Origin of the sequence: Yersinia sp. 2545 StPb PI (assembly GCF_052217125.1) — a bacterium.
Taxonomy (GTDB): Bacteria; Pseudomonadota; Gammaproteobacteria; order Enterobacterales; family Enterobacteriaceae; genus Yersinia; species Yersinia enterocolitica_E.
This window is the reverse complement of sequence record NZ_JAZGPY010000001.1, coordinates 1,667,518-1,679,603: the sequence shown is the minus strand read 5'-3', so window position 1 is coordinate 1,679,603 and position 12,086 is coordinate 1,667,518. Positions and strand designations below refer to the sequence as shown.

The following is a 12,086-nucleotide window of genomic DNA, read 5'->3' as shown; positions in this document are numbered from 1 at the left end:
AAAGTAATTAGAGTCACGGGTGAACTGCGTCCCGATGCGCTTAGACGAGTAAGTGAATCGGGTGAACCAGCATCGCTAACCCCCCCTTTGGCCATGCTCCGTGACGACTGTTGCACCGCTTCCCCTTATCGTTCCTTATAAGATGGCGCTAACAATAAAACAAACGATAATACTTATCAATAAGATTGCGATAAACAATTAGGTACAATACGATGTAAATCCTTATTTTATAATATTATTTAATCAATAAGCCTGATTTATCCCCGCATTCAAAAGGGCAATAAAGAGAAGTTAGCGAAATTATTTGCTTAACTTTGCTTAAATAATCACCAGCTTACAGCCCAAAAAAAGGGCGATAAGATTATCGCCCTGCCATCACTATGGCTTAATTTTGATTAGCGCTAAAAACTAGTCAGCGGTCATCACCGGCTTTGTCGGCTCAGGATTATCTTCACTGTCATCACGCCATTTCGGGAATTCCATCTCTTGGTATTTGATAACCTTAGTGCCACGGCTCAATTTGTAGCCAAACCAAATCACCAGGAACAATGGAATACCAATATAGGTTGCAGTCACACCATACCAATCAATGCGGTCTTGCAAGAAAGCCTGATAGTTCTGCCCCAAAGTAATAACCAAACACAGTACGAAGGCGAAAATCGGCCCTATCGGGAAGAAACCAGACTGATACGGTAAGTCGTTCAAGTCACGGCCTTGCATCATATAGCCACGGCGGAAACGATAATGGCTGATAGCAATACCCAACCAAGCAATAAAGCCAGTCATACCTGAGGTATTAAGTAACCACAGATACACAGTTTGGTTGCCAAACATTGAACTTAGGAAGCACAATCCGGCCACTACCGTGGTGGCATACAGAGCATTACGTGGCACCCCGCCCTCAGACAGCTTGGCAAAGATACGTGGCGCTTTACCTTCTGAGGCCAGGGTAAACAACATACGGGTTGAGGCATACATCCCCGAGTTACCCGCTGACAACACTGCCGTCAGGATAACCGCATTCATCACCGCGGCCGCTGACAGCAAACCTGCATTCTGGAATACCAGCGTGAATGGGCTAACACTGATATCTTTGACATCATTACGTAACAGACTTGGATCGGTATACGGAATAATCAGGCTGATAATCAAAATAGCAAAGATATAGAACAGTAAAATACGCCAGAACACCTTGCGCACTGCGCGTGGAATATTTTTACCTGGATCTTTTGATTCACCGGCCGCAATACCAATCAGTTCAGTGCCTTGGAAAGAGAAACCAACAATCATTGCCACACCAATCATCGCCGAGAAGCCCCCTGCAAAGGGTGCATCACCAATGGTCCAGTTGTGCCAACCCGCGCTCTCACCGCCTTTCATAATGCCGCTAATCATCATTACACCAATAATGATGAAGATAATGACTGTGGTGACTTTAATCAGTGAGAACCAGTATTCCGCTTCACCAAAGCCTTTTACTGAGATGTAGTTCAGTAAAAACATCAGGGCGAGGAACAGCGCACTCCAAATCCAGCCTGGTGCGTCTGGGAACCAGTAATTCATCACCAATTGTGCCGCGACCAAGTCAACAGCGATAGTGACGGCCCAGTTGTACCAATAGTTCCAGCCAAGGGCGAAACCAAAGCCTTCCTCGACGTATTTGGAGCCATAAGTTGAAAATGAGCCTGATACCGGCATAAATGCCGCCAGCTCACCGAGACTGGTCATCAGGAAATAAACCATCAGGCCAATCAATGCATAGGAGAGCAATGCTCCACCCGGGCCTGCTTGCGATACCGTTGCCCCTGAGGCAACAAACAAACCGGTACCAATAGAACCACCGATAGCAATCATGGCTAAGTGCCGTGATTTAAGCTCCCGACGTAAACGCTGCGCACCCTGCTGCACTGGGATTTTAGTATTTTGCTGAGTCATTCTTACCCTAATCCACCCTTAAAAAATAAGGCGGGATTGTAACAAATCCCACCGACTCTGATAGTAACAATGCGCTGATATAAGATACCTTCATGATCCCGGTGCAATTATTAGCAAAAGCTCATTTGCCAGTAAAAGCCTCTCTCTATCGGGTATTCTTGCCGCAATAGCCAATATCATTGGTGTAAAACGCTTAAAAACCTTATCCCTACAGGAGTAACTCACTCTCGGCTAATTCTGCGGTTCAGACCTCTTCCTGACAGTAGCTGAGAAAGCGCTGCAAGGCGTTAGAGATATGTTTTTGCCGATGATGAATCAGATATAAGGTTCGTATCAGTGGTGGCAAAGGGATGTTGAGTACGATCAGTTCGCCGTTGGCCAGTTGATCGGCAATCACCCGGCGCGACAAACAACTGATTCCCATGCCATAACGCACCGCCCGCTTAATCGCTTCTGAATTCCCAAGCTCCATAACCAACTTGAAATGCGGTAATTTTGCCAACAGTAAGTGATCGAGCACTTCGCGAGTGCCAGAACCGCGCTCACGTAGGATCCAAGCTGCATCGGCCAGTTCTTCCAGTGTCAGCATCTTATGGCATAACGGATTATCTGGGGCCGCAAACACCACCAACTCATCCTGTTGCCAGGCTTTAGTCATCAGTTCCGGCATATGGCACGGCCCTTCAATCAGCCCCAGATCACCGCGAAAATCTGCCACTGCTTCAATCACATCCTGACTGTTACCGATATTCAATTCCAGCGGTGTGTCGGGAAAGTCACGCCGGTATTTGGCAATCATGCCCGGTAACATATAGTTACCAATAGTGCTGCTGGCAGCAATCCGCAACGCGCCTAAGTCCTGCAAAAAAAGCTGTTCTATTTCAATTGCCTGATCCAGCAATGCCAATGCTTTGGGATAAAGCAACCGCCCATGCTCATTGGTGACTAAACGCTTACCGACCCTATCAAACAGTTGCACCCTCAATTGCCCTTCCAAATCCGCCAACGCAGCGCTGACTGCCGATTGTGAAAGCGCGAGCACAACCGAGGCTTGGGTCGTAGAGCCGCTTTTTAGCACCTCAGTAAAGACTTCAAGTTGACGTAAGGTTATGTGCATAACGGTCTCTGTAGTAAAAAATGGAGGACGCTATCATCACTCTGTTCGTCAGTGACTGGATGAAACGAGCTACCTAATTAGTTGTTAATACAATAACTGACGGACAAAAGTGTACCCAATAGATTTCAAAATACAGGCCGACGGCAAGCAACAGAACCCTCGATGAGCTTACACCAGTAAGTGATTCGAGTGAGCGAGCACAGCCAACACACCTGTAACATGAACGATGGCGGGTATATAGCCTCTATTACCGTATAAGACTAACACCTTTGAGTAAAATCGGGAGGTTATCGGCGGATGAAATTAAGCAGTAAGAATACTATTCATTATCATCTGAATAAAAGAATATGCGGTAAATAATAGCCACTATAGCGCTGATAACCGCGTTAAAAATCAACCAGATAAATAATAAATAGCTAAACGTTTGAGATAAAGGAATCCCACGTTCACTCTTGAAGGGATTAAAATGGGGTAGCGGGACAATATGAAAAGGATTCAAGTTATATAACTTGAAAAAATAAGCGATCAAATAAGGAGGGATCAACAAATAAATAAGTGAGGCAATCACCAATATCACCCACAGCGACTTTTCATGTTTTGCTTTCTTCATATCAAAACTGCTGCCTTGACGGTTATGGGGATACCCCCGCCCGTGTACATTTCCGTTATGTATATCATACCAAACTTCATGGTCATTCACGCTCCCTCACAGAGATAGGCAAAATCAGGTGTTGGGCGCTGCCATCACCGCCCTTACCACTTATATAGATTAATTATAAATATATAATGAATTTATCTATTAAGATTGAAGTCGTTAAACTGTGTGCAATCTTTACAGAACACAGGACACAAACATGGCGACTTCTCATACTAAAGAACTCCCTCGAACACATCAGTTCCCCCTAAGCCGCTATATTGCGGGCTTGGTGTTAACCGGCGTGATTACCGGGTTGGCGCTCAACGTGGGTGATATGCCGTGGTTTATCAATATGGGGTTGGGGGCACTGACGCTGGCCATTTTGTTTGGCATCGTGGTCGGCAATACCTTGTATCCGTGGGTACAACCCGTCTGCTCTGATGGCGTCGTCTTCGCCAAACAGCATTTATTGCGTCTGGGTATCATTTTATACGGCTTCCGGCTGACCTTTCAACAAGTGGCGGATGTGGGGGCTACCGGTATGGTTATTGACCTTTTGACCCTCAGTTCAACCTTTGTGCTGGCATGTTGGCTGGGTAAACGGGTATTTGGTCTGGACCAGCAAACCGTAATGTTAATTGGTGCCGGTAGCAGTATTTGTGGCGCCGCAGCTATTATGGCCACCGAGCCGGTGCTAAAAGCTGATGCCAGCAAAGTGGCGGTTGCTGTCGCCACTGTGGTGATTTTCGGCACGCTCGCCATTTTTGTCTACCCATGGTTGTATCAGCTAAACCTGCATTACCAATGGTTGCCGTTTAGTCAGGAAACCTTTGGTATTTTTGCCGGTTCAACGATTCATGAGGTCGCACAGGTGGTTGCCGCCGGGCATGCCATCGGTGATCAAGCTGAAAACGCCGCCGTGATTACTAAAATGATCCGGGTAATGATGCTGGCTCCATTCCTGTTGTTACTCTCAGCCTATTTGGCGCGTTGCAACATCAAAGCCGGCAGTGAAAAACGGGAAAAAAGTGCCATCACTATTCCTTGGTTTGCAGTGATATTTATTCTGATGGCCGGGTTTAACTCACTGAATCTATTACCTGCGGCATGGGTGAATCACCTGATTACACTGGACACCATTTTGCTGGCGATGGCGATGGCCGCACTCGGACTGACCACTCATGTGGGCTCTATCCGTCAGGCTGGGGTAAAACCGTTATTATTGGCACTGCTGCTGTTTGTCTGGCTGATAGTCGGTGGGACCGGCATCAATTTGCTGGTGCAACATATCGCGGCATAAAACCTGTCACGTCAGGGCCGCTCGCGGCCCTTTTCTTTTCCTTGCAGCTTCGCCCATTCAATCATGGCGTTATCAGTGCCATAATGGCCCGGTTATCAAAGGAGAATGGAATGAAATTTGTCGGTGCACATGTCAGCGCAGCAGGTGGTGTAGACCAGGCTGTTATTCGGGCGCACGAACTTGAGGCCACCGCCTTTGCCCTGTTTACCAAGAATCAACGTCAGTGGCGTGCCGCACCGCTGGCAGAAGATGTGATAGAGAAGTTCAAGCAAGCTTGTGAGCTATACGGTTATAGCTCCGCTCAAATTCTGCCACATGACAGCTATCTGATTAATCTGGGCCATCCCGTCACTGAAGCGCTAGAGAAATCCCGCGAAGCCTTTATCGACGAGATAGCCCGCTGTCAACAACTGGGGCTGTCATTACTGAATTTCCACCCAGGCAGCCATTTACTGCAAATTGATGAAGATAAGTGTCTGGCACGTATTGCCGAATCTATCAATATGGCGCTCGATGTCAGTGAAGGGGTGACAGCGGTGATTGAAAACACCGCCGGTCAGGGCAGTAATCTGGGGTTTAAGTTTGAGCACCTGGCCGCCATCATTGATGGGGTGGAAGATAAGAGCCGCGTCGGTGTCTGCATTGATACTTGCCATGCTTTTGCTGCCGGTTATGATCTGCGCACGGAAGAAGATTGCGAACATACCTTCAAGCAACTTAGCGATATCGTCGGGTTTCAGTATCTGCGCGGTATGCATCTTAATGATGCGAAAAGTGAATTTAACAGCCGGGTCGATCGACACCACAGTCTCGGTGAGGGCAATATTGGTAAAACCGTGTTCAGCTATATTATGCGTGATCCCCGTTTTGATAATATCCCGCTGATTTTAGAAACGGTCAATCCTGATATTTGGGCTGAAGAGATAGCCTGGCTGAAGTCACAAGCTGAACTCACAAGCTAACGTTTAGCTGAATGGTATTTAGCCGAATCACAGTGAGTAAACATAAAAAAAACCGGCACATAAGGCCGGTTTTTTATGGGTGAAGCTTATGATGCCAGGCTTATGCCGCTTTTGCGACCACGACATCAGCGCGTTTCAACATCGCATACAGACCACCGGCCAATACGGTACCGGCAATGATTGCCACCAGATACAGCAGCACCGGATGAATTGCCCCAGGGATCAGTAACACGAACAAACCACCGTGTGGGGCCATCAGTTGCGCACCGAATGCCATAGACAATGCACCTGTCAGCGCACCACCGGCGATACAGCACGGCAAGACACGCATCGGGTCACGGGCAGCAAACGGAATTGCCCCTTCAGAGATAAAGCACAGCCCCAGAACCAATGCAGCCTTGCCCCCTTCCTGCTCACCTTTGTCAAACTTGTGACGTGCCAACAGTGTTGCCAGTCCCATCGCCAGCGGAGGAACCATCCCTGCGGCCATGATAGCGGCCATCGGCGCGTAAACAGAAGAACTCAGGAGTGCCACACCAAACGCGTAGGCGGCTTTGTTCACCGGCCCCCCCATATCGGTACACATCATGGCGCCGAGGATAGCCCCCAACAACACGGCATTGGCGGTACCCATGGATTGCAGCCAGTTAGTCAGACCTGCCATGATTTTTGCCACCGGCGTACCGACCACATAAATCATAATCAAACCCACTATCAGACTCGCTACCAGTGGAATAATCAATATCGGTTTAAGTGCTTCCATACTTTGCGGCAAACGCAGCTTAGTGCTGATTGCTTTCGCCACATAACCGGCCAGGAAACCTGCGATAATACCGCCGAGGAAACCAGCCCCGGTACTCACTGCCAACATCCCGCCAATCAAGCCTGGGGTCAGACCCGGACGATCAGCAATTGAGAATGCAATGAAACCGGCCAGAACAGGTACCATCAGCGCAAAAGCAGAACCGCCACCAATTTGCATCAAGGCGGCAGCCAATGTGCCTTTCACTTCAAAGGCTTTAATACCGAACACAAATGACAGGGCAATACACAAGCCGCCAGCAACCACCATTGGCAACATGTAAGACACACCGGTCAGTAGGTGACGATAAGGACCACCGGTTTCTGTTTTTTTGGTACCGGTGCTGCTGCCGGTTTTAGGCTGATAGACTTCAGCTTCAACCAGTGCTTTATCCAGTTCTTGTACGGTTTTCTTCAGCGCCAAACCTGTCGTGGTACGGTACATCGGTTTGCCAGCAAACTTATCCAAATCCACTTCAATATCCGCAGCAACAATCACCAGATCAGCCGCAGCCACTTCTTCTGGTGTAATTGCATTACCGGCACCAACGGAGCCTCGGGTTTCTACCTTCACCCACCAGCCACGTTTTTTCGCTTCACTTTCAATGGCTTCAGCAGCCATAAAGGTGTGTGCTACGCCTGTCGGGCAGGCGGTAATAGCCACAATACGTTTCGGGCCAACCACCGTGGTGGTCGCGGGTGCGACAGCAACCGCAGCCTGGTAAGGTTTAGCCTGCGCAATGGCTTGCGCCAGGAAACCATCAGGATCGCGCACCGCTTTTTCCACATCACCGATATAGAGTTTTTTACCGTTCAGCGCACTGTCAGCCGGGGCTGATTGCCCGGCGACAATCACCAGCTCTGCATCAGTGGCATTCTCAACCCAGCTCAGTCCTGCTTTTGCCGCCGCAGCACCCAACATCAGTGTCGCAAGGTGGCCTCTGGCCTGCCCGAGCGAACTGTCTATTATTAGTAGCGTTTTCATTTCGCCTCCAGGGATTAATTAAAGGGTTTCAGGTCGACTCTTGCCATCATGGCTGCCAACTGCGGGCGATCCGTAATACCAACATTGCTCTGACTCACCGCCAAAGCTGCAACTGCTGTTGCCAGACGCAGCGTGTGCTCGCTGGACTCGCGCATTAACAAACCATAAATCAGGCCACCGACCATGGAGTCACCAGCACCGACGGTACTGACCACTTCACAGGCGGGTGGTTTTGCCAACCAGGCACCCGACGCATTGACCCACAATGCCCCTTCAGCCCCGAGAGAAATCACCACATGAGCAATCCCTTGATCACGCAGAGCGTGTGCGGCTTCTACCACATCACCCAATTCAGGTAATGGACGACCCGCCCAGATCTCCAGTTCACGACGATTGGGTTTCACCAACCAAGGTGAGGCTTTCAGGCCTGCGACCAATGCTTCACGACTGCTGTCGAAAATAATGCACGGGCATTGGCTACGCAGGCGTTTCATCCAATCGGTAAAGTCATCAGGGTTTACGCCCTCGGGCAAGCTACCACTGACCGCGACCATATCGAATTGCCCCAACCAGCTCAGCGAGTCAGTGACAAAACGATCCCAATCCGGTTTATTGACTTCAAAACCGGAGAAGTTGAAATCGGTCACTTCGCCATCTTTTTCTGTCAGCTTGACGTTAATGCGAGTACGGCCCGGTACCACCTGAAAGCGGTTAGCAATACCCAGCTCGCTGAATAACAGTTGAAAACCGTCTTGGTTATCTTTACCCAGGAAGCCACCGACCGTGACATCAATCCCTAGGTCTTTCAGCACCTTGGCAACATTAATCCCTTTACCAGCGGCATGCAGGCCGGCAGTTTTCACCAAATTAACTTCACCGCGTTCAATTTCAGGGCAAAAACCCACCAGATCATAAGCTGGGTTCAGCGTGATGGTTGCAACTCTTCTGCTCATGCTGCCCCCTCGCCCAAACCGGCGGCGATAGCTTCACCAATAGCATCCAATGCTGCTTGTGCATCTTCACCACTGGCGGTAAAGCGCAGGCGATTGCCTTTTTTAACCCCTAAAGCCACAACTTTCATCAGACTACGTCCATTAGCGGGTTTACCGGTGCCGTCCAGATTGGTCACGGTGATTTCACTGGTAAACTGTTTGATTGTATTGACTAAAATCGTCCCTGGGCGCGCATGTAACCCGTGTTCATTACGGATAGCAAACTCAGCGCTTAATACTTCATTCTGCTCGACATACTCACTGGTGAGCAACGCTAGCAAGGCGGCAGCATCAGCGTTCAGCAAAGCGTCAGCTTTTTTCGCCAACAGTAAATCACTTAAATAGTTCAATACCGACAGCGGTTGGTCATCGGCCACGGAGAGCGTCAGCAACAGCGCCACTTTTTCGCCATGGTGCTCAAATGCAGCTACCGGGCGGCTTACTGTGGCAGCACTGACCAAATTACCTTCAGTACTGTCGCTCAGCCAGATACCCTGTCCCAAATTGAGTGGCTCACGGGTAATGACATCGCTGACAAAATGAGCATCTACTGCGCCAATTTGTTGCAAGCGACCGGCATTCAGTGCTTGCAGCGTGATCAGATTGTCAGCCGCCACATCGATTGCGATCAGTGACGTGTCAAAATGGAATTCAGCGGTTTTTTGCTCACCCATCAGCAAACTGCGTAACTCTTCAGCCGAGGTAGTTTTCGCCAGACGTGCAGCAACGGCATCATCACTTAATACATGGGTCAGTTGGCGTAACAATGCCAGATGTTCATCTGAACGCGCGGCGATACCGATTACAATATAGGCGGTTTGATCTTCGCCCCATGCAATACCCTGCGGGAATTGGAAAACTTGCACACCGGTGTTTAGCACCAGGTCGCGAGTATCAGTGGTACCATGTGGAATGGCAATGCCATTACCCAGGTAAGTAGAGGTTTGCTGCTCGCGGGCCAGCATGCCATCGACATAAGCGGCGGCAACACAGCCAGCCTGAGTAAGTGCTGCAGCAACCTGAGTAATAGCATCGTTTTTGCTGTCTGCCTGTGCAGCCAGATGGATATCTTGCGTAGATAACTGGAACATAAATCTCCTCTCTTGCTGAAATTGAATCGTTTCAGCTTTAATGAGAAAAAGGAGCGTTACCCTTTATCATTTGGTGACGAGATAACGCTGAAACGTTTCAAGTAGTGTGTTTCCGACTGAGAATATATGCAAGTTTTCTGCTTCTATTCTTGATGGATTTTTGACAGCCCGCACATTTTCGTGGTGAATATAACTCCGTCAGCAGTAAAAAAACCATAATAGCTGATGGTTGCTGACCTTCATTTAACAGGAGTCCGTACAATGTCCGTTGCAGTCGGTGTGGGTGTCATTATCGTTAATCAACAAGGTGAGGTGTTACTGGGTAAACGTTGCGGTCAGCACGCCCCTTATTGGTCGATTCCCGGTGGTCACATGGAGGCTGGAGAGTCTTTTGAACAAGCCGCAAAACGTGAAATAGCCGAAGAAACAGGCTTAAATATCAAAGATATAAGTGTTATCGCGTTATGCAATAACATCGCCACCTGGCGCGCAGAAGGTAAACATACCGTTTCCGTTTGCTTGTTGGCGCAACACGCCGGTGGGCAGCCAGAGCTGAAAGAACCAGACAAGTGTCAGCAATGGCTATGGTGCAATCCGCGGGAATTACCCGAACCTCATTTTGAAGCCAGTCGTCATGCCATCGATTTATGGTTAAATAAGCAGTTCTATTATCCCTTCGACTAAAAAATAGCGCTATACCCGTCATACTTCAAGCTGCATGTGCGTTGGCTGCCATCACTCACCCGAGTCATTGAGTTATCTCAACTCCTTGGGTTCATTTCGTTGCCGCCTTCCTGTAACTTGAATTATTTAGGTTATATAACAAGGTATATAACCCTTTAATTCAGAGAGTTATTTGTGGTATAGCGCTAAAACTGACTGATACCTCGCATTTATATTCAGCAAATCTGAACTAATATTGCTAAATACCCCTAACGAGTTAGTCATCAGCACCAAATCCCCCTACAATAGACCTACTTATTTTATGGGGAATACTTATCGCTAGTGGATAAGGGTCTGTTGGCAGATTATCTGGCCTTTTGAGTATCGAGGCATTAGATAACTTCGTTTTACCAATAACTATTAGATATATTAAGTGGGGCAATTTATGAGCAAGAAACAAACTGGCTTCGTGAAGCGACGCCGGTGGGGATGGTTATGGCTCCTGCTGATCGGCATCATTATTGGTGCTGCACTATTAGCAGGTACCGCCACCGTCTTTCATAAAACCAGTGATACCGCGTTCTGCGTGTCCTGTCACACCATGCAACAGCCATTGGCTGAATATCAAGGCAGTGTCCACTTCCAAAACACCAAAGGCATCCGTGCTGAATGTGCTGACTGCCATGTGCCACACGAACCGCTTGATTATCTGTGGACCAAAATCCGCGCGGTCAAAGATATCTACGGTGAAATGGTTGGCACTATTAATACACCTGAGAAATATGAAGCCCATAAACTCGCCATGGCGCAGTCGGTATGGAAAACGCTAAAAGAGAATGACTCGGCCACTTGCCGCTCATGTCACAGCTTTGATGCGATGGATATCACCGGACAAAGTGCTGAAGCGCGGATTCAGCATCCGGTGGCAATTAAGCAAGGTGAAACCTGTATCGATTGCCATAAAGGTGTGGCCCATATCCTGCCGGATATGAGTGAGGTGACCCAGGCTGGCGCGGCAGAGTTGGCAACTGCGGCGGCACAAACACCCGCAACGGCGACCACTTTATATACCATCGCCACCGAGCCTTTCTTTATGAATGCTGGTGACAGCCATAACGCCGGTAACCTGATGCCCTCAACACAAGTTGAAGTGGTAAAACAGCAAGGTGATCAGGTGTTGGTTGATGTTAAAGGCTGGCAGCAAGATGGGGTGGCCGAAGTGTTCTATGCCGCACAAGGGAAACGTATTCTGAGTGTATTACTGGGCGAGGACGCACAAAAAGCGCTGAAAACATTGAATACGCAGACCGATGCAGAAACCAATCTGGTTTGGCATCAAGTTGCACTACAGGTGTGGTTACCTAAGAAACAACTCGTTGATGATCAACAGAAAATTTGGCGCTATGCCGCAGATATGATGTCGGCCAACTGTACCGGCTGCCACGGTTTAACCGCACTGGATCGCTTCAACGCTAACCAATGGATTGGGGTAATCAAAGGCATGGCACCACGCACCTCCCTGACTCAGGAACAGTTGCGTGTGATGACACAGTATGTACAAAAACATGCCAGTGATATGCCGGCCAAGCTGTAAATAAGAGGC

At 48.7% G+C, this 12,086-nt stretch carries 10 protein-coding genes; 4 read left to right on the top strand and 6 right to left on the bottom strand.

Annotated features, from left to right (window positions below; translation table 11 throughout):
* Positions 1-408: 408 nt before the first annotated feature.
* The 3 genes from V1955_RS07680 to V1955_RS07670 form a co-directional block, all read right to left on the bottom strand.
* Positions 409-1,935 (bottom strand): amino acid permease, encoded by a 1,527-nt coding sequence (locus V1955_RS07680; RefSeq protein ID WP_083158382.1) that lies wholly within the window; start codon positions 1,933-1,935, stop codon positions 409-411.
* A gap of 244 nt (positions 1,936-2,179) precedes the next feature.
* On the bottom strand, positions 2,180-3,052 hold the full coding sequence (gene yieE, locus V1955_RS07675; RefSeq protein WP_372559375.1) for a DNA-binding transcriptional regulator YeiE: 873 nt from the start codon (positions 3,050-3,052) through the stop codon (positions 2,180-2,182).
* Between the two features lie 319 nt (positions 3,053-3,371).
* Positions 3,372-3,752: a hypothetical protein gene (locus V1955_RS07670; protein ID WP_227746528.1), complete on the bottom strand. Its 381-nt coding sequence runs from the start codon at positions 3,750-3,752 to the stop codon at positions 3,372-3,374.
* A 154-nt stretch (positions 3,753-3,906) separates the two neighbouring features.
* Between V1955_RS07670 and V1955_RS07665 the strand changes: the two genes are divergently transcribed.
* The gene (locus V1955_RS07665) at positions 3,907-4,989 is read left to right on the top strand and encodes a YeiH family protein (protein ID WP_442820738.1); all 1,083 of its coding nucleotides are present in this window, start codon (positions 3,907-3,909) and stop codon (positions 4,987-4,989) included.
* 110 nt (positions 4,990-5,099) lie between these two features.
* Positions 5,100-5,951: a deoxyribonuclease IV gene (gene nfo / locus V1955_RS07660; protein ID WP_083158379.1), complete on the top strand. Its 852-nt coding sequence runs from the start codon at positions 5,100-5,102 to the stop codon at positions 5,949-5,951.
* A gap of 100 nt (positions 5,952-6,051) precedes the next feature.
* Here the strand turns inward: nfo and fruA are convergent, their stop codons facing one another.
* From fruA to fruB, 3 genes are read right to left on the bottom strand one after another with little or no spacing between them, the layout of a single operon-like run.
* Positions 6,052-7,737: a PTS fructose transporter subunit IIBC gene (fruA, locus tag V1955_RS07655; protein WP_083158378.1), complete on the bottom strand. Its 1,686-nt coding sequence runs from the start codon at positions 7,735-7,737 to the stop codon at positions 6,052-6,054.
* 14 nt (positions 7,738-7,751) lie between these two features.
* The gene (gene fruK, locus V1955_RS07650; RefSeq protein ID WP_083158377.1) at positions 7,752-8,690 is read right to left on the bottom strand and encodes a 1-phosphofructokinase; all 939 of its coding nucleotides are present in this window, start codon (positions 8,688-8,690) and stop codon (positions 7,752-7,754) included.
* On the bottom strand, positions 8,687-9,820 hold the full coding sequence (fruB, locus tag V1955_RS07645) for a fused PTS fructose transporter subunit IIA/HPr protein (protein WP_083158376.1): 1,134 nt from the start codon (positions 9,818-9,820) through the stop codon (positions 8,687-8,689). The genes fruK and fruB overlap by 4 nt, the downstream gene beginning before the upstream one ends.
* A 261-nt stretch (positions 9,821-10,081) precedes the next feature.
* On the opposite strand from fruB, the gene V1955_RS07640 reads away from it, so the two are divergent.
* Together V1955_RS07640 and V1955_RS07635 are read left to right on the top strand one after the other, a co-directional pair.
* Positions 10,082-10,504 (top strand): nucleotide triphosphate diphosphatase NUDT15, encoded by a 423-nt coding sequence (locus tag V1955_RS07640; RefSeq protein WP_083158375.1) that lies wholly within the window; start codon positions 10,082-10,084, stop codon positions 10,502-10,504.
* Positions 10,505-10,928: 424 nt separating this feature from the next.
* A complete protein-coding gene (locus V1955_RS07635; RefSeq protein ID WP_083158374.1) occupies positions 10,929-12,077 on the top strand; it encodes a NapC/NirT family cytochrome c in 1,149 nt (382 codons plus the stop codon).
* The last annotated feature ends 9 nt before the right edge of the window (positions 12,078-12,086 follow it).